The following is a 23,924-nucleotide window of genomic DNA, read 5'->3' as shown; positions in this document are numbered from 1 at the left end:
CCGCTATTCGTTGACACCCCATCCGCCTCTCCCGCCTGATGCAAAGAGGGACATATGAACATGCAGGAAATAATTGATCCTTGATTGCAGAGCCGAACTCAGGAAGAAATAAAATGTGCGCCGGTCCAATCCTTCCTCCCTACTCCGAAACGGCTACCTGATTACGCCCACGCGCCTTGGCTCGATACAGCGCTTTATCCGCGTTATTCAGCAAACTTTGAAAATCGTTATCGCCGATATCCATCGCTGCCACACCGAGGCTGGCCGATATACGGTGAACCGGTCCGGTCATCAATCCACCGATCGACTGGATAAGTTGCTCGGCGATGTTAAGGGCGACTTCAATGGAAGTATCCGGGAGCAGGATCGCGAACTCTTCACCGCCGAGCCTGCCGAAGACATCCGTGTCGCGGAAGGACCGGTTGATGATCACGCCCATTTGCCGCAACACCTGATCTCCGACCTGATGACCGTAGGTGTCATTGATGTGCTTGAAGTGATCCATATCCAGCATCACCGCGCACAACGGTAAGCGGTTGTGTTGGCAGTCATGGAACAGTTGCTGGGCATGCTCGAAAAAAGCGCGGCGATTTTTCAGGCCGGTGAGTTCATCGGTCTGTGCGGCGTAAGTGGCAATGCGATGGGCGCGTTCCATTTCGCGGGTTAGCAGGAAGGCGGTTTCCAGGGCTTCGGCCAGTTTGCGTGTCGCGCTGGCCACGAATGAGGCGAACACAATCACGGCCAGCGCCATGCCGACCTGAATCGCTGACGATTGAAACAGCAGCCAGAGCGTACACGGCAACAACACAAGGCCAATGGACGCCAGCGTCATGTATCGATACGCCGAATAACACGACACCGCGCTGACCGACATGCCGACGGCAAAAAGCATGACCAGTGCCTGGGCCAACAGGTCGTTTGCCGGCATGACCGCAAATGCACCCGCCCCCCAGATACCGGCGGACAACACCAGCGTGAACCCGTATTTCCTCTCCCAGCGTTGCGGGGTGCGCTCACTGTCCGGGCAGCGAAACCAGGCCACGAACATCAGGAGGCGCAGCAACGACGACGCTGTCAGCAGCCCTATCCAGGTGAAAATGATGGAGTGATCAAAACGCTCCCAGCACAGCCCGCACAGCATGATCGCGGCCAGAAAACTGCCGAAAATCGCAGGGAATGACTGGTGGAAAAGCTGATGCAATCGATCACTGCGCACCTGCGCTGCGATGAAAGCATCCTGGTCGTGCCGAAATCCTGGGCCACCCATTTGATCCGCCTGATCATGATGCTGCGACAAAAAAAGCGATTGTGGCATCCTGCCACCTAGGCAAACAAACAATTACGACTCGTGGGTACCCGCACATTCACGGCAATGCGCCCTTAAAGCCTCTGTGACAATCGTCAGAAAAGTAATAGCACAAAGTGAGCTATCCCTAGGCATCGAGCCAAATGACATTGCCCCGGCAACGTACAACGCGTTCGTCCTGCTACGCTTTTGAAGCCTCCCATGGAATCGGGCGATAGTGACTCATACGGATCCACTTGAATGTTGAGGTTGCGCAATGTGAGAGCCCAACTTATCAGCGCCGTCATTACCCTGACCATGATCGGAGTGACGACGTATGGGTTTATAGAATGGAACACTGGCGAACGCGCGCGCCGGGATGCAGTGTGCAAGGCAGCTCGACAGCACAAGGAAGAGGTGGAAATTCGAGCACGAGCGATGGCTGCCGGGCTGTCTGTCGATGCTTACGCCGAAGCCGAGAAAGCCGAAGTCGGCAAATTGGTCAGCTCCCTGGATACCGCGAAGAATGATGCCGAGGTTGAAGCCGTCATAGACGCACACGCTGCCGAGTTGCAGGCGCAGGACGCCGCCACCGACGCAGAGCTGAAAAACCAGGGGAGCCAGCAATTTCTCGAACAGAAGTTCAAGGAACAGCGGATCACCACGGACATCAAGCAGGAAATTGAACGGGCCGAGAAGGCCGTGGCGGATGCTTGCCGTTAGACCCCACTGACCGCTACCGCTGCGGCGCAACCATCCGAAACCGGATAATGATGTCGTCGGAAACAACCGTGTCGCCCCATTCACCCTCGCCGACCTTGAAGTCGCTACGCTTGAGCGTTAGCTGGCCATCGAAGATCCCGATGGCCTCCTCCTCTTTCAGGAGGACCGGAACAGTCACCTCACGGGTGACGCCCCTCAGCGTCAGTTTGCCGGTGATCGAATAGCGGTGGTCACCCAGCGCGTTCACGGCGGTCGATTCAAACGTCGCCTCGGGATACTTCTGCGTGTCGAACCAGGCGGGCCTTTGCAGTTCGGTGTTGGCGTCTTCGCTACCGGCATCGATGCTATCGAGCTGGATGGTCAGCGCGGCACGGCCCTCCTCGGGGTTGTCCGTGTCGAAGTCGAGCGTGGCCTTGAACGTGTCAAAGGTGCCGTACACCCGCGAGCTGAACTGGTTGTACGTAAAGGAGATCGTGCTGGCGGTTTCATTCACTTGCGTGTATTCGGCCGCTTCGGCACCTGGAGAAAAGCCGAAGGCAAGCGCAGCAGCCAGTACGGAAAACGACGGGAATCGAGTGTTCATGGGGCGCTCCAGTCGTGGCACACGCTGGCCAGACAGGTGGACTAAAGCAAAGAACCACCGTTTATTCCACCAGGCATTGAGACTTCCGACCTCCTGTCGGCAACGTGCACCAGCGCCCGATACGGCCACCTGCACAGGTGTTTAATGATTCAAGCACTCACCGCTTCGGGAGACAGGACATGAAAATCGTCGTCATCGGTGGCACCGGGCTGATCGGCAGCAAGCTCTGCCAGAACCTGCAGGATCTGGGGCATGAAGCCTTGGCGGCGTCGCCAAGCACCGGCGTCAATATCATCAGCGGCGAGGGGCTGACGCAGGCGTTGAAAGGTGCGGACGTGGTGGTCGACGTGTCGAACTCGCCTTCGTTCGAGGACCACGCGGCGTTGCACTTCTTCGAAACCGCCGGGCACAACCTGATCGCGGCGGAGAAAATTGACGGCGTCAAACACCATGTTGCGCTGTCGGTGGTCGGCACCGAGCGGATGCTCGACAGCGGTTACTTCCGGGCGAAAATGGCCCAGGAAAAACTCATCAAGAAGTCGGGCATTCCCTACACCATTGTGCGGGCCACGCAGTTTTTCGAGTTTATCCATGCCATTGCTCACTCCGGGCGCGAGGAAGGCGACACCATTCACTTGACGTCCGCCGCGCTGCAGCCGGTAGCCTCGGCCGATGTGGCGGCGGCACTGACGGACATCGCGTTGAAAGCACCGATCAATCAGACCGTCGAAGTGGCCGGCCCTGAAAACCGCCCCCTCATCGAGTTCGCGAGCGACTATTTGAAGCACACCCGGGACCCGCGCCAGACCGTCGCGGACGACACGGTCCCTTACTTCGGTGCGCCGATCAATGACCAGTCGCTGACACCAGGTGCCAATCCCATTGTCGGCGCGACCCGGTTTCAGGAGTGGCTTGAGACCCACTAGGCGACAACGCCAGATCAAATATGAGGCGTGGCCGTTGCGCTAGGCCACCGCCTCGATCAACTGCATCGGCGTCATCTTCGTGACCATCATCATCACGATCACAAACATCCCCGCAAAACCCATCACGCCCATCCAGAACCACTTCTGGTAGACCGACCGGTATTGCGCGTCGAGCCCCTCGCCCGTCTCCACCGCGCTCAACGCCATCCCGTGCAGCCGCTTCTGCAGCACCAACACCGGCAGCCACAATGACCCCACGCACAGGAAAATGATCAACGAGGTCAGAATCCATTCAGTGCTCATGGGCAGCCCGGACACTTTCATCAGCAGGTAACCGGAGACGATCTGAATGAAGCCTGCCGGGGTGGTAATCCAGGTGTCGAAGCGCACCACCATTCTGGCGACGTGCGCGATCACTTGCGGGTTGGCTGTGCGACTGGCCGCGATCAGATAGAGGTAGGAGCCCATACCGAACCCGAACAGGAAAATCGCGGCAATGACGTGCAGGTATTTCAGGCACAGATAGAGCATGCTCAGCCCTGCTCGTCAGAAAAGCGCACGGACAGCTGCAGATTGGCGGGGTCGTTGATCGCGGCCATGTACTCGTCGACGCTGATCTCGCCCACGCAGGGACGGGCACCGGGTGCCGGCACGTAACCCGCGCCCCGTTTTGCTACCAGGGCGACAGCCGCGCAGCTCGGGATTTCAGGGCCCTTGTCATTGTGCGCCGTCAATTGCACGGTCATGGACAGCGGTTGCCCGTCAACGCCCTGCCCTTCGACGTCGATGTACATCGCACTCAAGCCATCACCGAATCGCTCAAACCACGTCCCCCAACGATGCAGCCTTGCCGCCCACGCCGCAGAGTCTCGCACCAGCCCGATTCTCAACGCCTCGGCGAGCACGTAGTTGACCACGCCACCGAGTTTCAGGCCCGAACCTGCCTTGAAACTCAAGGTATGGGCGCCGTAACGGGCCGCGAAGATATCCATGTCCGGCACATCGACATTGGACAGGACACGAGTCCCCAATTGCGGCATCTTGCGCAGGGTCAAATCCTGCCAGCCCGACACTTCGTGCACCTGGCCGTTCTTGAGCTGCTTGATTGGTTTGCCCGCATAGGCCAGCACCCCTTCGACGGTCGAGAGGCCGGGCATCTTGGCCGAGGAAGAAATGCCATGCGCGATCGAGTCGATGCGTTTGAAGCGATATCGATAGTGGTCGATGAGCGCCGACGACAGCGTCGGCACCGAACTGCACCCACTGAGAACGGCCACGCCGGCCTGTTTCGCGCTCGCGTCGAGCACATCAATGCCATTGACGAAGGTGCGGCAGTCAGCCAGATCGCAGTAGTTCACGCCCGCGTCGATGCAGCTTTGCGCGACGGCATAGGATTGCCCCTGAAACGGGCCGCCGGTGTGCACGACCCACTGGATGCCCATCGCGCTCAGCGTGGAGCCGAACGCACTGCTCATGGCATCACCGCACCAACTTTCACAGACACGACCGGACTGGGTTTTCAGTTCATTGACCTGGCGCTGCAACTTGTGTGAGTTACGACCGGAGACCACCAGCTCTACGTCTGGCATCGCAACTAAATGCCTGCAAACGATGCTGCCGAAATTTCCGTAGCCACCGACCACCATCACCCTGAGTGTCATTCAACGCTTTCCTTAACCATTGGATCATGTAGCTAACCCGCCCGGGACCGGGCGCGGCAAAGCTTTACTGATATCGAACGGACAGGCAAGCCGCGAAGCACCGCTAGCCATAAGCGAGCATCCATTCACCGTGCCCGCTTACAGTTACGCGCCAAGATGGCGGCAAAAAAAAAGCGACCTTCTCAGTGCAGGCCTATATTGCCTTGCACTAAGAAAGTCGCCACTGCCAGGCTTTAAAACAAGCCCGCCAGACTTACGCGCTGAACGGACCTAGCACTGGCTCGCAACGGTCCGCGCTGAGAAAACGGCGTAGTCCTGTTGTTTGACTCGCTGAGTCAACACCAGCATGGTCAGGAAACCCAATGCGATCAGCACCGGATACGCCATCAACAGTTCGGAAAGCGAGTATTTCCAGGCCAACGGGCGACCGACGCCCAGCATGGCCGCGTACATCCACGACACCGCCGACAGCGAGCCGCAAAACAGCGCCAGCATCCGTGCGCTGAATCCGAGATCGAGCAAGGAGCCGGCCTTTTGCAAAGCGGGCAATACCAGGCGATGCAACAACATGCCGTTGTAGGTCAGCAACATGACAATAATAACTTTGGCTTGAAGTTTTGGGTTCATGAAGTAGTTCATACCTTTATCCAGGTAATCAATTCCCATGACAGCGATACCGGTTACCCACAACGCGATTAACGCAACCACCACCGACTTCTGCAGACTTTCCATGTGAGCATGATCATGCCCAGTGGACGTTTTCCGTTTCAATAAATCTTTAACCATTGCAATATCACTGGTCAACACCAGACCAATAGCCACGCAACACGACAATAAATGAACGTAAATAACGCCCAGCCGCAAAAATTCCATACATTCTTTGTTTTCCAACAGGCTCATAATTGTATTTATCGCCACGGTAAGTTCCCCACCTTATTCGATAGTACAGATCGGTTCTTCAACAGGGCATTTCGCTCTTCAAACCCTGTGCGATCTTACTTTTTATAAGATATGCCAAATCGTCGACCTGACACTGCTTAGCCCATTGAATTACCAGGCAATTCAATGACCGGCTTAGTTATTACCTCCTGAATTTCAGATAAAAAAATCCCCATTTGCATTCACTGCACATGAGGTTTTTTTCCACTTCTTTTTTACGACAGCAATAGCACGTCATGGTGACATGCTGAAGTATCAGAGGGCGCAGAGGCTAGAATGTTCATTTTTTGAGCAGACTACCGACAAACGGTTATTTCAGTCAAAGCAACTCACCCCGACGGTAAATCGGCAACTTCCCGGAAAGCCGCATGATAACTGGCCCGCGTAAATTAGATGAGCGCCAGATACTTTCATTGGATCCATTAGTTGTTGCATTACTTACGATAAGTGCCTGAGAGACCCGCGCTCATTTACTGTCCTCACCGCTGAAACAGTCGGACTTTTTAACGCAAGCGGACTTACGACAATGACCCGGCCGTTGTCAGTCTCCGATCACCGTCGCGAGCGGTAACCAGACGCACACTTCAAAACCCTCTTGTCGACCGGTTGCAGGAGAGACCAATTTCATACTCGCGTTGACCCCTTGGACAATGGTTTTGGCGATCGCCAGCCCTAATCCAGAACCGCTTATTTCACTGTGACCTCGCACAAAACGCTCGGTCAGGTGCTGTAACACCGATGCCGGCACCGCCGGGCCGCCATTGACTACCCGCAGTTGGGCCTGTTCGGTGAGGCTGACTTCGATCGGCTGGTCGGTGGCGCCGTACTTCAGCGCGTTCTCGATCAGGTTGCGCAACAAGATGCCAAAGGCATCCGGGTCGATGTTCGAGTACACGCTGGCCTGCCCTGGCAAATGCAATTCAATGCGCTGGCCGCTGCGCTGGTTCCACTCATCAACGCCATGGGCCAGCAACGGAATCAGGTCCTGAGGCGTTTCGGACAACAGCCCCCCGCCCTCGGCCTTGGCCAATTGCATGAGCTTTTCCGAAAGCCGCGCCAGCTCACGCAAGGCGTTTTCGATCTTCGCCGCCCGCACCCGCAACGGCCCTTCGGGCGCCTCGTGGTGTAAACGCTGGATCTGCGCCAGGGTCGCGGCCAGTGGCGTGCGCAGTTCATGGGCGCTGTTGGCGGTAAAACTGCGCTCGGCCTCCAGGGCCTTGCGCAAGCGCTCCAGCAGGTGGTTGACCGCCTCGGCCAACGGATCGATTTCTGCGGGCAGGCGGGCCACCTTGATCGGCGACAGATCCCCCACCCCACGCGCCTCGACCGCCCGACGATACGCCAACACACTGCGCAGGCTGATCCGCACGAACAACCAGGTGCCCAACAGGCTGACGGGAATCAGCGCCAACAGCGGCAACAACAAGGCAAACAAAGCCTCCCGCGCGGCTTCACGGCGATGACCCAGCGGCTCGGCGATCTCAATGAACAGCGTCTCGCGTAACGCACTGGCGCCATACAAACGGTACTTTTCAGAGGTGGAAAATCCTTCGGTCGGCCGCTTACTGAAGATCTTCGGGTTGGCGTCGTGGGACTGCATCAGGATTTTGCCGCTGGCATCGCGCACCAGGTACGTCAGGTATTCGTTGTGCATTTTCAACGTCGCAACGTGCTGCGCTTCACGGGGTTCCTCCCGGTTGCTGATTTCCAGCACGGCCAGCGGCAAGATCCGTTGCGCGGTCTCTTCCAGCGCACTGTCGAACGCCTCGTTCAACTCATGTTGCACCACCAGCCAGGCGCCGACAGTCGCGCCCAGCCACAGTAAGGTCATGCCCAGGGTCAGCCCCAGGCCGAGGCGTTTTTGCAGGCTCGAAGAAGACTTCATGCGGCCGCCAACCGGTAGCCCATGCCGCGCACGGTTTCAATCAGATCGCGCCCCAGTTTTTTACGCAGACGGCTGATGTACACCTCGATGGTATTGCTCTCGATTTCGGCACCGAAGGCATACAGCCGCTCTTCGAGCTGCGACTTGGACAACAACGCGCTGGGGCGCTGCACGAACGCTTCGAACAGCGCCCATTCGCGGGCCGTCAGGTCCACGGTGGTGCCGGCACGCTGCACGGTGCGGGCGCTCATGTCGACCTGCAAATCACCAAGTCTGATCTGCGGATTGGGATTGCCGCTGTAACGTCGGGCCACCGCCGCCACACGGGCCGAGAGTTCAAACAGGTCGAACGGTTTGACCAGGTAATCGTCGGCCCCGGCATTGAGGCCGGCGATGCGATCGGAAATCTGATCCTGGGCCGTCAGGATAATCACCGGGGTCACGTCCCCCGCCGAGCGCTGCTGACGCAAAAAATCCAGCCCGCGACCGTCCGGCAGCATCAGGTCCAGCAGGATCAGGTCGTAAGGCGTGGTGCGCACGCTGTTGCGCGCATGGTCCAGGCGCTGCACCCAATCGACGGCGTGACCGTCATCGGCGATCTGTTCGCGCACCGCTTCCCCAAGCCCTGGGGCGTCCTCGACCAATAAAACCCGCATCTGGCACCTCCTGTGGTGGTTGTCGTGCCGCACCTTAATCGCCTTACCTGACGTGAATCTGAAGATTCAGCTGGTTGTCAGGAATGCACCTTAGGGTATGCCACAGACGCCGACCTCGGCAGGAGACAGATCATGAAATCAGGTTTTATTGCCCATGCCGCGCTGTTGAGCCTGCTGCTTAGCGGTTTCGCCATGGCCGACGACGACTGCAGCGACCCGGTGAGCGACTGGCAACCCCGCGAGACTTTGCGACAGCAGGTCGAGCGGCAATACGGCTGGAGCGTGCAACGCATCAAGGTCGACGACGGTTGTTACGAACTCAAGGGGTTGGACCGCAAGGGCAACACCATCGAAGCCAGCTACTCACCGGCCTCGCTGCGCCTGCGCACGCTCGAGATCCATTTCCGCGACGACGGCGATGCCAGGGATTATCTCGGCAGCCCGCTCACCGAATGACGCCTCACCCGTCGATGAGTTTTTCCTGCGATTCAGGTTGCTGTCAGCAAGCAGGTCCAGGCTCTCGACCTAACGATCACAAGGACACCCTCATGAAAAAGATCATCGCAGCCACCTGTCTCGCCGGCGCCATTGCCCTGCCGGGGTTGGCCCAGGCCCGGGAAGTAACCCTGACCACCCAGCTCAAGGACTACAGCGGCAATGATGCCTACCTGGCGATCTACGTGACCGACGCCAACGGCCAATACCAGAAAACCCTGTGGGTGGCCGGCAAGAAGGCCAAGTACTACAAACACCTGGGCGACTGGGCCCGTGGCAGCGGGATGAACCCGAGCGAGTTTGACGGCGTCAGCGGCGCCAGTGTCGGCAGTGGGCGCACGCTCAAAGTCAGCGTCGAACTGGCAGACACCCTGATCGATGCCGGGTATCAGATCCGCATCGACAGTGCCGTCGAGGACAAACGTGACGCCCGCGCCGATGTCAGCGTGCCCCTGACGTCCAAGGGCGCAGGCCAGCCGGCGACCGGCAGCACCTATGTCGAGTCCTTTACTTACGATTTGTAGCACCTGCCCTTTCTGGAGGCTGAACATGCTTCGCCAGTCCCATTCCCTGTCCGGCCTGATCGCCGCCCTGTTGGTCATGCTGTTGGCCATCAGCGGCGCGATCCTGTCGGTCGACCCGGCCCTGGAACGTTTGCACAGCACCCCCACCGCGGCCGGGCAACTCAACGTCGGCCAATTGGCCGGGCGTGTGGCCAATCACTTCCCGGGCGTGGAGCAGATCCAGCGCACAGCGTCCGGGACGGTCATCGTCTACTACAACCAGAACGGTCAGGCCGGGGCTGAAACGGTCGACCCACTGACTGGCGAAGGCCTCGCGCCTTATGCGCCCTCCGCGTTCACGCGTTGGGTGAAAGAGCTGCACCGCTCGATGTTCCTTGGCACACCGGGCCATGGGGTGTCGGGTGTCGGCGCGTTGTTCATGCTGATGCTGTCAGTGTCCGGCGCGCTGTTGCTGGCCCGACGCCTGGGTGGCTGGCGCAACCTGCTGCGGCCACTGCGCGGCACGTTCAACCAGCGCTGGCATGCTGAAGTCGGACGACTGGCTTTGCTCGGGCTGCTGCTGTCGGCCTTGAGCGGGCTGTATATGTCCGCCACCACCTTCGGCTTTATCGCCGACGGCAGTCAGAATGAACCCGCCTTCCCCGCCCACGTCAGTGCCGGGCCGGCCTTGCCGGTGGCGAGCCTGCAAGCCTTGCAGGCCACCGACCTGAATGACCTGCGCGAACTGGTCTACCCCAGTCCCGGCAACCCGAAGGACGTGTTTTCCCTGCGCACGGCCCAGGGCGACGGCTACGTGGATCAGGCCAGCGGCGCCTTGTTGTCCTACCAGGCCCATGACTCGATGCACAACCTCTACGAATTGATCTATCAGCTGCACACCGGTGAAGGCCTGTGGTGGCTGGGCCTGCCGCTTGGGCTCTGTGCCCTCTGTGTGCCGTTGATGAGCGTCACCGGCCTCCTGTTGTGGTGGCGCCGGCGCAAGGCGAGCCCGAACATCCGCCACAACAGCCCTGCCCACTCTGCCGACAGCGTGATTCTGGTGGGCAGTGAAAACAACAGCACCTGGGGCTTTGCCAAGACCTTGCATGACGCCTTGCACCTGGCCGGACACCGAGTGCATAGCGCGGCGATGAATCAATACGCCAACGACTACCGCAGCGCCCAACGCGTGATCATCCTCACCGCGACCCACGGTGACGGCGACGCGCCAGCCTCGGCTTCGCAGTTCATGGCGCGGCTGGCCAAAACCGGCCTCAAGCCCGGCCTGCCCTTTGCCGTGCTGGGCTTTGGTGACCGCCAGTTTGCGCAGTTCTGTCAGTTCGCCCATCAGGTGCAGGACGCGATGTTACAAGCCGGTGGCTCGCCGTTACTGGGGCTGGAAACCGTCAACCGCCAATCCTCTCAGGAATTTGCACGTTGGGGCCACGCGCTGGGCGACGTGCTCAAACATGACCTGACACTGGTCCATGCCCCGCAGCGGCCACAGACCCGTCCATTGCTGCTGACAGAGCGCATCGTCTATGGCGAACAGGTGAACGCACCGACCCACGTCTTGCGCTTCAAGGCACCCGGTGCGCTGCCGGACTTCCTGGCCGGTGACCTGGTCGGGATTGTGCCTCCGGGCAGTCCGATCCCCCGTTTCTACTCGCTGGCCAGCGGTTCGCAGGACGGCGTGCTGGAAATCTGCGTGCGCAAACACAACGGTGGCGTGTGCTCGGAATTCCTTCATGGCCTGGACATCGGAGCATCGATCGAAGCGTTTATCCAGCCCAACCCGCAATTTCGCCCGGCGTCGGGCACGCACCCGGTGATCCTGATCGGTGCCGGTACCGGCATCGGTCCATTGGCCGGTTTTATCCGCAACAACACGGCCCACCACCCGATGCACTTGTATTGGGGCGGGCGCAACCCGGCCTCGGACTTCCTCTACGAGCCGCAACTCAAGCAGTACCTGGCCGACCGGCGCCTGACGGCATTGCGCGCCGCCTTCTCTCAGGTTCAGGACCGCTGCTACGTGCAAGACCGGCTGATCGGCGATGCCCAGGCCCTGCGTCGACTGATTGAAAAAGGCGCCCAGGTGCTGGTGTGTGGCAGTCGCGAAATGGCCAAAGGCGTGATGCACGCCCTCGATGAGGTGTTGGCACCTCTCAACCTGACGGTGCTGACCCTCAAGGCACAAGGACGCTACCGTGAAGACGTCTACTGAGTTGCAGCGCTACAGCCTGAACGGCGAAACCATGGGCAGCCGCTACACCGCCCTGTTCTATGCCGGAGCCGGGATCGATACCGACGAAGTGGGTCAGCGCCTGGCGTGCGCCGTGGCCCGGGTGGATCAGCAAATGTCCACCTGGAAACCCGACTCGGACCTCAACCGCCTCAATGCCGCTCCCGAGCAGCAATGGATTTCGGTGCCTCAGGAACTGGCAACGGTGCTGTCAGCGGCACTGCGTGTCAGTCAGCAATCCGGCGGCGCCTTCGACATTGCCGTCGGTGATCTGGTGAATGCCTGGGGGTTCGGCCCCACAGAACCGACCGTTACAGAACAGGCGCTCGCGACGATGCCGCCGCGCACCCGGCTGTCAGCCAGCGCCGCGTTGGTGGTCGACCCGTTACGCAATCAGGTGCGCAAACGCGCGCCGCTGCACCTTGATTTGAATGGCATCGCCAAGGGGTTTGGCGTCGATGAGTTGGCCCGTTGCCTGGATGGTTTTGGCATCACCCGCTACCTGGTCGGCATCGATGGCGAGATGCGCGCCCGGGGCGTCAAACCCGACGGCCAGTGCTGGACCGTGGCGGTGGAAAAGCCTGACCGGGGCGTGCGTGAAGTCATGGGTGTGATGGAACTTGGCGACGCCGCGATCGCGACCTCCGGGGACTACCGACAGTGGGTCGACGTGGCCGGTCAAGCCTATGCTCATACCATGAACCCGGCTACCGGCGCGCCGCTGTGCAACCCGCTCGCCGCCGTCACTGTGGTGGCGGCTTCGTGCATGCTCGCCGATGCCTGGGCCACGGCGCTGATGGTGCTGGGTGAAACCGAAGGGCCACGTCTGGCACAGGAACGCGGGATGGACGCGCTGTTCGTGCTGCGCGACGGGCAACAATTCAAGGAAATATCCATTGTCGGCGGCCAGTTGCAGGCGCAGATTGAAACCCGCCCGATGTGAACCGCCCAATGACAGTGAGTCGCGCTCAACCATGAAATTCATGCACAGACACACCGAATCCCACCGCAGTGATCGTATCGGCTGGCTGCGCGCCGCCGTCCTGGGGGCCAACGACGGGATTGTCTCCACCGCCAGCCTGCTGATCGGCGTTGCCGCCGCCAACGCCAGCCACGCCACGTTGCTGGTCACGGGCATGGCGGGACTGATGGCCGGCGCCATGTCCATGGCGGCAGGCGAGTACATCTCCGTACACTCCCAGGCGGATACCGAGCGTGCCGATTTGTCCCGCGAACGGGCCGAGCTGGCCAGTGACCCGAAAGCCGAACACATCGAGCTCGCCAACATCTACATGCACCGTGGCGTATCACCCGAACTGGCGCATCAGGTGGCCGATCAATTGATGGCCCATGATGCGTTGGGTTCGCACGCCCGGGACGAACTGGGTATCAGCGCCACCCTTACCGCCAAACCCTTGCAGGCCGCCCTCGCCTCCGCCGCCAGCTTTGTGGTGGGTGCCGCCCTGCCCCTGGCGGTGACGTTTGTCGCGCCGGAGCTCAGCGTGGTGCCCTGGATATCGGGCATGTCATTGGTGTTTCTCGGGACGCTGGGCGCCATTGCCGCCAGGGCCGGCGGCGCCAAGGTCATCACCGGGGCATGGCGGGTGACCTTCTGGGGGGCGCTGGCCATGGCGGTTACGGCACTGGTGGGGCACTTGTTTGGCGCTGTGGTCTAGCACACGTCCCTCCCGCAAAAACAAAGGGCGTCCCTTGATGAAAAGGACGCCCCGACACCATCGCTCGTCAGATTGGCATTCTGACACCACGGGCCTGTTGCCCCATTGTTGATATAGCTCAATGACGCTTCCTCGTTCAGGCGTAGAAAAGACTGACCGGGCATTCACGGTCCGTCCTGTCTCACGCCCTTCACAGAGGACTTCATCATGAACGACTTGAGTCTGCGTAATGCCATTCTGGATGAACTGGAATTCCAGCCTGAAATCAATGCTGCGAACATTGGCGTGGCCGTGGACGATGGTGTGGTGACCCTCACCGGTCACGTTTCCACCTATGCCCAGAAAATCGACGCAGAACGCGCGGTCAAAAGCCTCAAAGGCGTACGCGCGGTCGCCGAAGAAATTCAGATCCGCCCCGAGAAAGGCGCCGGCACGGCAGATGACACCATTGCCAGTCGCGCGTTGAAAATCATTAATTGGAGTTCCGACGTGCCCGAAGGCGACATCAAGGTCGTCGTGCAACATGGGTGGGTCACCCTGGAAGGCCAAGTGGACTGGCAATACCAAAAAGAAACCGCGGAACGGGCCGTTCGCAAATTGTCCGGCGTGCTGGGCATCGACAATCAGCTAGCCCTTCGTCCCCGGGTCGACGCTGGCAATATCCAGCGCAGCATCGAAGCGGCACTCAAGCGCAATGCCGAAGTAGAAGCCGAGGGGATACACGTCAAGGTCCAGGGCGATGTGGTGATACTCGAAGGCCGGGTCCATTTATGGCGCCAGCGTCAGGTTGCAGAACGGGCGGCCTGGTCAGTACCCGGTGTAAAAGAGGTGATCGATCACATACTGCTGGCCTGAGTCACGGCACCGGGGAGTGTGCAATCTCCCCGGGCTGCAGCCGTGAGGTTCATCACTGAGTCTCAAAGATCATTATGGTTTGGCGCCGAGTGTCGCCATGTAACGAGCGACAGATTCGGTGTCCGCCTCAGACAGTGAATGATTCGACGACTTCATCGAGTCGTCACGGGGACGCTGCTCCGTCTGCTGCAGCACCTTGATCTGGCGAATCGCATACTCCGCATGTTGACCTGCCACCCGGGGAATCCGGCCATTGCCCTCCCCGCCAGCACCGTGACACGAACCGCACCGAGCGACGCCGGACTCGGGAATGCCATTGCCAAAGATGGATTCACCCCGGGCATCGGCGCTGTCGGCATCCGCCTTCATTGGACTTTGACGTGAAAAATAATCGGCCAGTTCGGTGATCTGGGTCTCGGTCAAATGATCAAACCCGCGCATGTACTGAGCCCCGGATGTATCGCTGCGCAGATGCCGCTTGAAGTCGCCCAGTTGCAGCTTCAGGTACTCTTTTTGCTGCCCGGCCAGCTTGGGAAACATCGGTGAGGCGGACTCCCCCGTCAAGCCATGACACAAGGAGCAGATCTGATCCACCATGGCGACACCGGACATGGCTGACGCGTCTTGCGAGGTCTGCTCGTTGCTACTCGTGCAGCCCATCAACGTCACGATGCACATGGCAAGTAAACGATGTGATTGGCGGGGAGTACGCTTCTTGTCACAGGCTTCCATGGTCTCACCCTCGATTCGACGATCAATACACGCCCGTCACACCTTGAGGCTGTCGGAGTGACCCTCTGAATTGAGCTTAGCCAGAGGCCGCCCGTTACAGGTCAATGACAACGAACCGTTCAGCCTGATTCGAACTAAAGGCCATCGCTTCGCCTTATATCCCGTGTGCCGGGAACGCTGTCTCAAACACCATCGCTCAAGGCATTGCCCCCTTTGTTGATCAAACTCAATCATTTGTCTGAATCGAGGTGTTGGAATACCCACCAGACGATAGAGCATCTGATGGAAGACGCGCGCCAGGCCTGTGGCAGTGACCTGACTCAAGGGGATAACCGTCATGAACACCCCCTCCCACGACTCGCCGGACAGGGATGGCTCTCCTCGGCACATCGATGTGGCCACCATCGCACCGCTCCTGCGTCAATACGCAGAACCCCTGCCGACGCGGGACTCATCGACCTTTGGTGAAATGTTCGATCGCTACGCCGATGCCCGTGTCGTCATGATCGGTGAGGCCAGCCATGGCACCCGCGACTTCTATGAAACCCGGGCAGCGATCACCCAAAGGCTGATTGAACACCACGGGTTCAACATTGTGGCGGTGGAAGCCGACTGGCCGGACGCCGGCCAAGTCGACCATTACGTCCGGGGCCTGGCCCGTTCGGCGTGGAAGCGTCACATTTTCAGCCGTTTTCCGACCTGGATGTGGCGCAATGCCGAGGTGAGGTCATTCGTCCACTGGCTGCATCAATTCAATCACTCACTCGCCCCTGAACGTCGTGTCGAATTCCGGGGCCTCGACATTTACAGCTTGCGCAACTCCATTCATGAAGTGCTGCGCTACCTGGACCAGGTCGACCCGCAGTTGGCCCACGAAGCACGGCGGCGTTATGGCTGCCTGACGCCGTGGCAGGATGATCCGGCGCTGTACGGTCACTTCGTCGAACGCGGCGGCCTGATGCCCTGCGAACAGCCGGTGGTCGAGCAACTCAACGCCATGCTGGCCAAACAACTGGCCGGGCTCGTGCGGGATGATGAAGGGTTCTTCAATGCGGCGCAAAACGCCCGGGTGGTGCAGGCAGCGGAGCAATACTACCGCGCGATTTATCGAGGCTCGACGGCCTCGTGGAATCTGCGCGACCGGCATATGTTCGACACCCTGCAGCGGCTGCTTGAGCATCGGGGGCCCCACGCCAAAGCCGTGGTCTGGGCGCACAACTCCCATATCGGCAATGCGGCCGCCACCGAAATGGGCTGGAAGGGCCAGTTCAATATCGGTCATCTATGCCGCAGTGCCTATGGTCGCGAGGTCGTGCTGATTGGCATGAGCACCGACCGGGGCCAGGTGGCGGCGGCCGATGACTGGGACGGCGACCTGCTCATCAAGGACATCAGGCCCTCGCACCCGGACAGCTGGGAGCATCAGTTTTTCAAAGCCGGCATTCCAGCGTCGTTGACCGACTGGCGAGACCCGCGCCGCAAAGAACTGCGTCGCGTCCTGAGCAAGCCATTGCTGGAGCGGGCCATCGGCGTGATTTATCGTCCTGAAACCGAGCGTCGCAGCCATTACTTCGAGGCGGCGCTGGCCGACCAGTTTGACGCAATGATCTGGATCGAACAGACCCGCCCCGTGACCGCACTGGCGCTGCCGAAAGGCCAGGCGATCGAACCGGAGGACGAGACCTTTCCGTTTGGTTTGTGAGGCGCAGCAAGATCGATGAAAGCGGCTCCCCTGCGAGGTGCCCCTTCTTCAAATGCTCAGGCGCTTGGCCAATTCAACACTGGGCACCCACAGCGCGTTGATGCAACTGTCCTCATCCTTTTCCGTCACCGGCTCAAGAGCCAACGGATCAAGCAGGCGCCAGTTGACCATCGCCATCCGCGCAATGCCGTTTTTGTCGAGGAGCGAATTCGCCAGACATTCACACAATGACCGAGGCAGGGCTCTTGTGAGGGAATCGATGTCGGCATTCTCAAGCTCGATCTCAAAACGCGCTGTGCACCTGTCTGCCAAGTCTTGCGCCGCCTGGGAGGCGAAATGAGACACCGTAAAGTATCCCGCCGTCAGCCCCATCAGGATCGCCACCAGGAAGGTTGCCTCACGTTTCCAGGAACGGGGACCCGGCCAGCGGAAGTGCCCGAGTGCCGTCCCTCTGCCTTGGGTCACGTGAACCCCGCTGCTGACGAGTTTGTTGTCTGTCATGACCGTATCTCTCGCCCATGTTTATCAAAACAATGACGCCGATCAGCAAATGCCGTTTGATCTTGATCAACTTGAGTGCAGTTGTGTCCTGTCTTCTCGTCTTGCACGGTGCCAATGCCTGCACAGCTTGCGCAGCTCGCTGAACCAGAAGACCAGGCTCGCCATTGCCAGACAAAGACCCCACTGGCTGAGCGTCAATGCACTCGTGCCGAACGCCTTGTTGAGTGGCGCCCAGTGCACCACTGCAATCTGCAAGACCATGGCCAGGACGATGGCGCCCCAGAGCCATCGATTGGCGAACAGGCCGATAAACGCACTGGTTGATTCAGAGCGCGCGTTCAACGCGTTAAATAGCTGCGCCAATACAAGGACGGTAAAAGCGCCCGTGCGTGCTTCCTCCAGCGACGCATCCCCCGGTATCAACCCTCCCGGCAGCATCCAGTCGACCGTTAACAAACTCGCCAATGCCATGACCAGCCCCACCTCGAACACCCCCACCCACATGCGTGTGTCGATGATTCGGTCGGAAGGCTTGCGCGGGCTGCGTGTCATGACATCCTCGCTATGCGGATCAAGGCCCATGGCGATGGCCGGTGCCGCATCCGTGATCAGGTTGATCCACAGAATCTGCGTGGCCAGCAGCGGCAGGATGATCCCGCCGTTCTCATCCACCAGGCCGATGACGCTGGCCCCCACAACGGCGAGAAACACCGTCAGCACCTCGCCCATATTGGAAGACAGCAAGTAACGAAGAAACTTGCGGATATTGTCCAGAATCCCGCGGCCTTCACGCACGGCCAATACGATGGTCGCGAAGTTATCATCGGCCAGGATCATTTTTCCCGCCTGCTTGGTCACCTCCGTTCCGGTAATGCCCATGGCAATGCCGATGTCGGCTGACTTCAGTGCCGGAGCGTCATTCACACCATCGCCGGTCATCGCCACCACATGCCCCTGCGCTTGCAGCGCATCGACAATCCGCAACTTATGCGAGGGCGCCACACGGGCATAGACCGAGGTCGACCGGACCGCCTCGGCCAGGGCCGCATCGTCCAGCTTATCCAGATCCGCCCCGGTCAACGCCCCGGCACCGGCCTGGATGATGCCCAGATCCTCGGCGATGCGCGCAGCCGTTCGCGGATGGTCACCGGTGATCATAATGATGCGGATGCCTGCCCGATGGGCTTCGGCAATGGCCGGCGCGACTTCTTCACGCGGCGGGTCACTGATACCGACCGTACCGATGAAAACAAGGCCGGCCTCAAGGGGTTCACCGCTCGTGACCTCCTCGCCAGCGGCCAAGGGACGGTACGCCACGGAAAGCGTGCGCAATCCCACGCCCGACAACTCATTCACATCAGCCACGGCTTTTGCACGCAGGTCGTCGGTGAGTGGCACGACATCCATGCCGACCTGGACTTGTGTGCAATGCTGGAGGAGCACATCGGGCGCGCCCTTGCTGATCAGCAGCCGCTCGTCGTTGTGCTCATGATCGATGACCAGGGCCGACATCATTTTTCGATCAGAGGTAAAGGGTATTTCAGCCACACGCTCGAAGCGGTTCACGCTGCGTGCCGGCGCATCAAGCTTGCGCTCCGCCACCAGAAAGGCACCCTCGGTCGGATCACCTTGAACCACCCAGGTGCCGTCTTCCTGCTGCGCCAGCACGGCATTGCCAGCCAGGCTGCCGCCGCGCAATAACAGCACGTTTTCGCTGTGCACCGGCCCCCCACTCAAGGGCAGGTCCTGGTGATGAATCTGCCCTTGCGGGGCGTAGCCGACACCGCTGACCACTCCTTTACCCGACGCAGTCATGGTTTGCTGGATGGTCATTTCGGAACGGGTCAGCGTGCCGGTCTTGTCGGTACAGATGACCGATGCAGACCCCAGGGTCTCCACTGAAGACAGTCGCTTGATGATGGCTTTGCTGCGCGCCATGCGCAGCATGCCGAAGGCGAGCACCAGTGACAGAACGGCAGGCAGCCCCTCTGGCACCGCCGCCACCGCCAGGGACACACCCAGCAGCAAAACCCGCAGCACGTCGTCGACCGTCTGAATGTCAGTGAGCATCAGCACGGCCACGACGACCACCGTAGCGATCACCAGAACCGCAATGCCGAGCATCCGCCCTATGGCGCGCACTTCCTTTTGCAGAGGTGTGACCTCTTCGGGCGTGACATCCAGCAGATGAGCGATGGCCCCGACTTCAGTCGCCATACCGACCGCCGTGACCACGCCGACTCCCGTCCCCTGGGCGATGGCTGTGCCCTTGAAAATCATATTGGCGCGCTCTGCCAAAGGCACCTCGGTGCTTGAACACGCGGTATTTTTCGACACCGCTTCACTCTCTCCGGTCAGTGACGCTTCCAGCACGCGCAATTCATTGGCCTGGATGAGGCGAGCATCGGCGCCCACCGAATCGCCCTCGGATAACACCAGCAGGTCACCGATCACCAGTTGCTGACTGGGGATTCGCGTCAGGGCCCCGTCGCGGATGACGGAAGAAGAGGTCTGGGTCAGGTTGGCCAACGCCGCAACAGCTCGCTGTGAGCGGGTTTCCTGGAAAAAACCGAGCAACGCATTAGCCAGCACGATCAGCGTGATCACCAACGCATCGACCGGCCATTCCTGACGGTCCATCAGCAACCAGGTGGCCAGGGTGATGCCCACCGCGACAAGCAGCAGGTACACCAGCGGATCTTGAAACTGCCGCAGAAGATAATGCCAGGCGGGCTTGACCGGTTGGGTCCGTAACTCATTGGGTCCGTCACGACTCAGACGGGCCTGGGCTTGCGCGCTGGACAAGCCCACGCGCAGATCAGCGTCCAGCTCGCGGACAAGCGTTTCGACGTCTTCGAGGTGGGGAGAAACGATACGGCGTTTACCACTCTCAACTGCGCGATTCATTTGATCCCCTTTTACAACGGAGCGTGCGCCGTTGATCCATTGATAGCGTAACGAACGCGAATGCACCGAAATGATAGGTGACGATAACCGGTTGAGTGCGTTGTGCAGCATTCCCTTAATCAGCCGCTGCTTTAATCGCTTGAGCAACATCAACAAATAGCCGATCTGCATCGGGTATCTTGGCGTGACTTTGCGCCCTGAGGATTCGCCATGCCTTCTACCCCCACCGAAGTGGACGTCGCAATTATCGGCGGTGGCCAGTCCGCACTCGCCGTGGCTTACTTTCTGCGCCGAACAGGGCGTTCGTTTGTGATTATTGATGCCGAAGCCGGGCCGGGCGGCGCCTGGCGGCACGGCTGGCATTCCCTGCGACTGTTTTCACCCTCGACCTGGAGCTCCATCGCCGGCTGGATGATGCCGCCGGTCACGGACGGCTACCCAAGCCGCGACAACGTCCTCGATTACCTGCGCGAGTATGAGCAACGCTACCAATTCCCTACCGCGCGGCCCTATTGGGTGAACGCTATTGAACGCCGGGATAATCGGCTGCTCGTCAAGACCGATAGCCTTAGCTGGCTGGCCCGCGCGGTGGTTAGCGCGACGGGCACCTGGCGCCATCCCTTCCTGCCTCACTACCCCGGCAGTGAAACCTTTACCGGCCAGCAAGTGCATTCGGCCCACTACGTCGACGCCAGGCCGTTTGCCGGCAAAAAAGTCCTGGTGGTGGGCGGCGGCAACTCCGGTGCCCAGATCCTCGCTGAAGTCTCGCAAGTGGCCGACGCCACCTGGGTCACGCCGCAGCCGCCACAGTTTCTCGCCGATGACGTCGATGGCCGAGTGCTGTTCGAACGCGCCACCGAACGCTGGAAAGCCCAACTCGCCGGCACCGTCATTGAACAACCGGTCGGTGGCTTGGGCGATATCGTGATGGTGCCGCCCGTCGTCGAAGCCCGGGAGCGCGGTGTATTGCACGCGGTTCGGCCGTTTCTGCGCTTTACCGACACCGGCGTGGAGTGGGCCGATGGCTCGCAAACGCCGGTCGACGCGGTGATCTGGTGCACCGGCTTCCGCCCTGCCCTCGGCTATCTGGGATCACTGGGCGTGTGCACCGCCGATGGGCGCGTGGCCGTCGAAGGCACGCATTCCATTCAAGAGCCGCGCTTGTGGCTGGTGGGCTATGGCGACTGGACCGGCGCCGCTTCCGCGACACTGATTGGCGTCACGCGCACAGCACGCAGCACCGTGGAAGAAATCGACAGATTTTTAACCGAACATTGAATCCAGGGTGATCGCCGCGATGGGGCGATTCATCCCCCCAGGGTCCTTCGTCAATAACTCGCCGACGCCGGCAAAACTGTTTCCCCTGTCTCTGACTTAAATCAAAGACGGGCAGCCCGTTCACGCCGACATTTAGAGCCAGTATTCGCACCAGCGCATTCGCGGTGAGTGCAGAGAACTCTCGTCTCGTCTCGTGGAGGCTGACATGGCTACCCAACTGCAAGGCACTCAACCGATTATCCCACCGACGGTCCCCCATCCGTTGGCGGGCAGCTTGCGAAAGGTCGAGCCCAAACGACTTTCCCTGAGTTTGCTGATCGCGCTGGTGGTCGGTTCGATGATCGGCAGCGGTATTTTCAGTCTGCCGCAGAACATGGCGGCCAGTGCCGGAGCCGGGGCGATTCTGATTGGCTGGCTGATTACCGGCGTGGGCATGCTGTCCCTGGCCCTGGTCTACCAGACCTTGTCCAACCGCCAGCCGGCCTTGGACAACGGCGTGTTTGCCTATGCCCGCGCCCTGGGCGGCGAATTCCTCGGCTTCAATTCCGCCTGGGGCTACTGGATCAGCGCCTGGATCGGCAACGTCAGTTACCTGGTGATTCTGTTCGCGGCGTTGAGCTACTTCTTCCCGCTGTTTGGTGAAGGCAATAACAAAGCGGCCATTGCCGGGGCGTCCGTGGTGCTGTGGTCGTTGCACTGGATGATCCTCAGGGGCATGCGCACCGCGGCGCGGGCCAACGCGTTGACGACGATCGCCAAAATTGTGCCGTTGCTGCTGTTTATCGGCCTGGTGATCGCGGCCTTTCAGAAAGAAACCTTCTCGGTCGACTTCTGGGGCTCGTCGGCACTGGGCAGCACGCTTGATCAAGTCAAAAGCACCATGCTGGTCACCGTGTGGGTGTTCATCGGGATCGAGGGCGCCAACGTGTTTTCCGCCCGAGCCGCAGAACGGGCCAACGTCGGCCGTGCCACGGTCATCGGTTTTGTCATCACCCTGTTGCTGCTGATCGCGGTGTCCCTGTTGTCGCTGGGCATTCTCAGACAGCCAGAACTGGCGGCGCTGAAAAACCCGTCGATGGCTGGCGTGCTTGAGGCGGCGGCCGGGCCATGGGGCGCGGTGCTGATCAGCATCGGCTTGATTATTTCGGTGGGCGGTGCCCTGCTCGCCTGGACGCTGCTGGCAGCCGAATCAGTGTTCACACCGGCCAAGGAAAACGTCATGCCGGGGACACTCGCCGTGGAGAACACCCAAGGCGTGCCGGCCCATGCGCTGTGGATCACCAACGGCTGCATTCAACTGTTCCTGTTGCTGACGCTGTATTCGAGCGCCACTTACCTCGCGCTGATTTCCCTGGCCACGTCGATGATTCTGCTGCCGTACCTGTTCAGCGGTCTGTACGCGCTGAAATTGACCTGGCAGGGCCAGACCTACGCCGGTCACAGGGGCCTGCAACTGCGCGACATGGCCATCGCCCTGGTCGCCACGCTGTATTGCACATGGCTGCTGTATGCCGCCGGGCCTAAATACATGCTGCTCAGCGCGTTGCTTTACGCCCCCGGCTCGTTGATTTACCTGGTCACGATGAAGTCTCGCCAGGGCCAACCGCTCAGCGGCCCTGAAACCGGGCTGTTAATCATCATCTGGACGGCGGCCGCCTTTGCCGGGTGGATGCTGTGGTCCGGGACGCTGGCCTTGTAACGCAAAGGCCTGCTGAGTGTTTTCCGGGTGGAGTGTAGCGAGGGATGTTCAGTCCACCCTTCAATCCCAAGAGGAGTATTGAAAATGAGCAATTCCGTGAAAAAAATGCCGATAAAGACTGAGGACAAAGGGAGTCAGCTCTCCGCCACGACAGACCTTTGGAGACCTCTGGAAAAACTCCGGCAGCAGGTCGATCAACTGTTCTCGGACTTTGGTCACGGCCGGGGGCTATCCCCCTTCAGTCGTGGGCTGTTCGATGTCGAGCCTTTATGGTCGCAGGAGTTGACGGTCCCCAGCCTGCCGGCCGTGGACATCACCGAGAAAGACAAAAGCTACGAAATCACCGCCGAACTGCCCGGCATGGATCAGAAAAACATTGAGATCAAACTGTCCAACGGCAGCCTGATCATCAAAGGGGAAAAGAAAGAAGACAAGGAGGAAAAACGCAAAGGCTATCACCTCAGTGAGCGCCATTACGGCTCCTTCGAACGGGTGTTCAGCTTGCCCAAAGGCGTCGATGCCGAGAAGATCGACGCGAGTTTCAGCAAAGGCGTGCTGAGCATCTCGCTGCCGAAAAAGCCTGACGCGATGAAAGCGGACAAAGTCGTGCCGATCAAGGGCGAGTAAGTCCCGAGCAGCCCTCGCCCCCTGGCCGGAAAACCGGCCAGGGGGC

The 23,924-nt window shown here is 60.0% G+C and carries 22 protein-coding genes; 12 read left to right on the top strand and 10 right to left on the bottom strand.

Going from position 1 to position 23,924, the window contains the following annotated elements; all coding sequences use genetic code 11:
• Nucleotides 1-139 precede the first annotated feature (139 nt).
• Entirely contained in the window at nucleotides 140-1,267 is a 1,128-nt protein-coding gene (locus JIO00_RS12000) for a GGDEF domain-containing protein (RefSeq protein WP_042932845.1), read from the bottom strand.
• Nucleotides 1,268-1,564: 297 nt separating this feature from the next.
• Between JIO00_RS12000 and JIO00_RS11995 the strand changes: the two genes are divergently transcribed.
• Nucleotides 1,565-2,008 carry a hypothetical protein gene (locus JIO00_RS11995; RefSeq protein ID WP_042932138.1) on the top strand — a complete coding sequence of 148 codons (444 nt, stop codon included), beginning with the start codon at nucleotides 1,565-1,567 and terminating at the stop codon, nucleotides 2,006-2,008.
• A 13-nt stretch (nucleotides 2,009-2,021) separates the two neighbouring features.
• Here the strand turns inward: JIO00_RS11995 and JIO00_RS11990 are convergent, their stop codons facing one another.
• Nucleotides 2,022-2,591, bottom strand: a complete 570-nt coding sequence (locus tag JIO00_RS11990; RefSeq protein WP_200668309.1) for a YceI family protein — start codon at nucleotides 2,589-2,591, stop codon at nucleotides 2,022-2,024.
• A 179-nt stretch (nucleotides 2,592-2,770) separates the two neighbouring features.
• On the opposite strand from JIO00_RS11990, the gene JIO00_RS11985 reads away from it, so the two are divergent.
• Nucleotides 2,771-3,517, top strand: a complete 747-nt coding sequence (locus tag JIO00_RS11985) for an SDR family oxidoreductase (RefSeq protein WP_200668308.1) — start codon at nucleotides 2,771-2,773, stop codon at nucleotides 3,515-3,517.
• 39 nt (nucleotides 3,518-3,556) lie between these two features.
• Here JIO00_RS11985 and JIO00_RS11980 read toward each other — a convergent pair whose 3' ends face one another.
• The 5 genes from JIO00_RS11980 to JIO00_RS11960 form a co-directional block, all read right to left on the bottom strand.
• On the bottom strand, nucleotides 3,557-4,048 hold the full coding sequence (locus JIO00_RS11980) for a DUF2269 family protein (protein ID WP_010459366.1): 492 nt from the start codon (nucleotides 4,046-4,048) through the stop codon (nucleotides 3,557-3,559).
• 2 nt (nucleotides 4,049-4,050) lie between these two features.
• On the bottom strand, nucleotides 4,051-5,178 hold the full coding sequence (locus JIO00_RS11975; RefSeq protein ID WP_200668307.1) for a saccharopine dehydrogenase NADP-binding domain-containing protein: 1,128 nt from the start codon (nucleotides 5,176-5,178) through the stop codon (nucleotides 4,051-4,053).
• A 270-nt stretch (nucleotides 5,179-5,448) separates the two neighbouring features.
• Complete coding sequence (locus JIO00_RS11970) at nucleotides 5,449-6,096, bottom strand: hypothetical protein (RefSeq protein ID WP_042932140.1); 648 nt, start codon at nucleotides 6,094-6,096, stop codon at nucleotides 5,449-5,451.
• 562 nt (nucleotides 6,097-6,658) lie between these two features.
• Nucleotides 6,659-8,002, bottom strand: coding sequence for a sensor histidine kinase (locus tag JIO00_RS11965; RefSeq protein WP_010459360.1), 1,344 nt, complete (start codon nucleotides 8,000-8,002; stop codon nucleotides 6,659-6,661).
• Nucleotides 7,999-8,658 carry a response regulator transcription factor gene (locus JIO00_RS11960; protein ID WP_154504324.1) on the bottom strand — a complete coding sequence of 220 codons (660 nt, stop codon included), beginning with the start codon at nucleotides 8,656-8,658 and terminating at the stop codon, nucleotides 7,999-8,001. Before JIO00_RS11960 ends, JIO00_RS11965 begins: the two co-directional genes overlap by 4 nt.
• Nucleotides 8,659-8,790: 132 nt before the next feature.
• Between JIO00_RS11960 and JIO00_RS11955 the strand changes: the two genes are divergently transcribed.
• From JIO00_RS11955 to JIO00_RS11930, 6 genes are all read left to right on the top strand, one after another.
• Complete coding sequence (locus tag JIO00_RS11955; protein ID WP_200668306.1) at nucleotides 8,791-9,114, top strand: PepSY domain-containing protein; 324 nt, start codon at nucleotides 8,791-8,793, stop codon at nucleotides 9,112-9,114.
• 92 nt (nucleotides 9,115-9,206) lie between these two features.
• Nucleotides 9,207-9,677, top strand: a complete 471-nt coding sequence (locus JIO00_RS11950; protein ID WP_010459354.1) for a DUF2271 domain-containing protein — start codon at nucleotides 9,207-9,209, stop codon at nucleotides 9,675-9,677.
• 25 nt (nucleotides 9,678-9,702) lie between these two features.
• Complete coding sequence (locus JIO00_RS11945; protein WP_200668305.1) at nucleotides 9,703-11,883, top strand: PepSY domain-containing protein; 2,181 nt, start codon at nucleotides 9,703-9,705, stop codon at nucleotides 11,881-11,883.
• A complete protein-coding gene (locus JIO00_RS11940; RefSeq protein WP_234452951.1) occupies nucleotides 11,867-12,844 on the top strand; it encodes an FAD:protein FMN transferase in 978 nt (325 codons plus the stop codon). The genes JIO00_RS11945 and JIO00_RS11940 overlap by 17 nt, the downstream gene beginning before the upstream one ends.
• Nucleotides 12,845-12,875: 31 nt before the next feature.
• On the top strand, nucleotides 12,876-13,577 hold the full coding sequence (locus JIO00_RS11935; protein WP_077749866.1) for a VIT1/CCC1 transporter family protein: 702 nt from the start codon (nucleotides 12,876-12,878) through the stop codon (nucleotides 13,575-13,577).
• A gap of 207 nt (nucleotides 13,578-13,784) precedes the next feature.
• On the top strand, nucleotides 13,785-14,432 hold the full coding sequence (locus tag JIO00_RS11930; RefSeq protein ID WP_077749865.1) for a BON domain-containing protein: 648 nt from the start codon (nucleotides 13,785-13,787) through the stop codon (nucleotides 14,430-14,432).
• Between the two features lie 72 nt (nucleotides 14,433-14,504).
• On the opposite strand, the gene JIO00_RS11925 is transcribed toward JIO00_RS11930, so the two are convergent.
• A complete protein-coding gene (locus JIO00_RS11925; RefSeq protein ID WP_200668304.1) occupies nucleotides 14,505-15,164 on the bottom strand; it encodes a c-type cytochrome in 660 nt (219 codons plus the stop codon).
• Between the two features lie 337 nt (nucleotides 15,165-15,501).
• Between JIO00_RS11925 and JIO00_RS11920 the strand changes: the two genes are divergently transcribed.
• Entirely contained in the window at nucleotides 15,502-16,866 is a 1,365-nt protein-coding gene (locus JIO00_RS11920; protein WP_200668303.1) for an erythromycin esterase family protein, read from the top strand.
• Between the two features lie 48 nt (nucleotides 16,867-16,914).
• Here JIO00_RS11920 and JIO00_RS11915 read toward each other — a convergent pair whose 3' ends face one another.
• Both JIO00_RS11915 and JIO00_RS11910 read right to left on the bottom strand, forming a co-directional pair.
• Nucleotides 16,915-17,367, bottom strand: coding sequence for a hypothetical protein (locus JIO00_RS11915; protein WP_200668302.1), 453 nt, complete (start codon nucleotides 17,365-17,367; stop codon nucleotides 16,915-16,917).
• Between the two features lie 66 nt (nucleotides 17,368-17,433).
• On the bottom strand, nucleotides 17,434-20,274 hold the full coding sequence (locus tag JIO00_RS11910) for a cation-translocating P-type ATPase (RefSeq protein WP_234452950.1): 2,841 nt from the start codon (nucleotides 20,272-20,274) through the stop codon (nucleotides 17,434-17,436).
• 210 nt (nucleotides 20,275-20,484) lie between these two features.
• Here JIO00_RS11910 and JIO00_RS11905 point away from each other — a divergent pair, with 210 nt between their 5' ends.
• The 3 genes from JIO00_RS11905 (at nucleotide 20,485) to JIO00_RS11895 (ending at nucleotide 23,878) form a co-directional block, all read left to right on the top strand.
• Nucleotides 20,485-21,552 carry an ArsO family NAD(P)H-dependent flavin-containing monooxygenase gene (locus JIO00_RS11905; protein ID WP_200668300.1) on the top strand — a complete coding sequence of 356 codons (1,068 nt, stop codon included), beginning with the start codon at nucleotides 20,485-20,487 and terminating at the stop codon, nucleotides 21,550-21,552.
• A gap of 205 nt (nucleotides 21,553-21,757) precedes the next feature.
• On the top strand, nucleotides 21,758-23,251 hold the full coding sequence (gene arcD / locus JIO00_RS11900) for an arginine-ornithine antiporter (RefSeq protein WP_077749859.1): 1,494 nt from the start codon (nucleotides 21,758-21,760) through the stop codon (nucleotides 23,249-23,251).
• An 84-nt stretch (nucleotides 23,252-23,335) separates the two neighbouring features.
• Entirely contained in the window at nucleotides 23,336-23,878 is a 543-nt protein-coding gene (locus tag JIO00_RS11895) for an Hsp20/alpha crystallin family protein (RefSeq protein WP_200668298.1), read from the top strand.
• Nucleotides 23,879-23,924: the final 46 nt, after the last annotated feature.

The organism is Pseudomonas sp. SW-3 (genome assembly GCF_016615645.1).
Taxonomy (GTDB): domain Bacteria; phylum Pseudomonadota; class Gammaproteobacteria; order Pseudomonadales; family Pseudomonadaceae; genus Aquipseudomonas; species Aquipseudomonas mandelii.
Note: the sequence above shows the minus strand (reverse complement) of the source record. Positions and strands in the feature narration are given on the sequence as shown.

Coding starts and splice junctions, on each gene's coding strand:
- JIO00_RS11975 (WP_200668307.1), bottom strand. CDS start 5,178: ATGACACTCAGGGTGATGGTGGTCGGTGGCTACGGAAATTTCGGCAGC.
- JIO00_RS11945 (WP_200668305.1), top strand. CDS start 9,703: ATGCTTCGCCAGTCCCATTCCCTGTCCGGCCTGATCGCCGCCCTGTTG.
- JIO00_RS11965 (WP_010459360.1), bottom strand. CDS start 8,002: ATGAAGTCTTCTTCGAGCCTGCAAAAACGCCTCGGCCTGGGGCTGACC.
- JIO00_RS11905 (WP_200668300.1), top strand. CDS start 20,485: ATGCCTTCTACCCCCACCGAAGTGGACGTCGCAATTATCGGCGGTGGC.
- JIO00_RS11915 (WP_200668302.1), bottom strand. CDS start 17,367: ATGACAGACAACAAACTCGTCAGCAGCGGGGTTCACGTGACCCAAGGC.
- JIO00_RS11920 (WP_200668303.1), top strand. CDS start 15,502: ATGAACACCCCCTCCCACGACTCGCCGGACAGGGATGGCTCTCCTCGG.
- JIO00_RS11935 (WP_077749866.1), top strand. CDS start 12,876: ATGAAATTCATGCACAGACACACCGAATCCCACCGCAGTGATCGTATC.
- JIO00_RS11910 (WP_234452950.1), bottom strand. CDS start 20,274: ATGAATCGCGCAGTTGAGAGTGGTAAACGCCGTATCGTTTCTCCCCAC.
- JIO00_RS11895 (WP_200668298.1), top strand. CDS start 23,336: ATGAGCAATTCCGTGAAAAAAATGCCGATAAAGACTGAGGACAAAGGG.
- JIO00_RS11930 (WP_077749865.1), top strand. CDS start 13,785: ATGAACGACTTGAGTCTGCGTAATGCCATTCTGGATGAACTGGAATTC.
- JIO00_RS11980 (WP_010459366.1), bottom strand. CDS start 4,048: ATGCTCTATCTGTGCCTGAAATACCTGCACGTCATTGCCGCGATTTTC.
- JIO00_RS11990 (WP_200668309.1), bottom strand. CDS start 2,591: ATGAACACTCGATTCCCGTCGTTTTCCGTACTGGCTGCTGCGCTTGCC.
- arcD (WP_077749859.1), top strand. CDS start 21,758: ATGGCTACCCAACTGCAAGGCACTCAACCGATTATCCCACCGACGGTC.
- JIO00_RS11985 (WP_200668308.1), top strand. CDS start 2,771: ATGAAAATCGTCGTCATCGGTGGCACCGGGCTGATCGGCAGCAAGCTC.
- JIO00_RS12000 (WP_042932845.1), bottom strand. CDS start 1,267: ATGGGTGGCCCAGGATTTCGGCACGACCAGGATGCTTTCATCGCAGCG.
- JIO00_RS11950 (WP_010459354.1), top strand. CDS start 9,207: ATGAAAAAGATCATCGCAGCCACCTGTCTCGCCGGCGCCATTGCCCTG.
- JIO00_RS11925 (WP_200668304.1), bottom strand. CDS start 15,164: ATGGAAGCCTGTGACAAGAAGCGTACTCCCCGCCAATCACATCGTTTA.
- JIO00_RS11960 (WP_154504324.1), bottom strand. CDS start 8,658: ATGCGGGTTTTATTGGTCGAGGACGCCCCAGGGCTTGGGGAAGCGGTG.
- JIO00_RS11955 (WP_200668306.1), top strand. CDS start 8,791: ATGAAATCAGGTTTTATTGCCCATGCCGCGCTGTTGAGCCTGCTGCTT.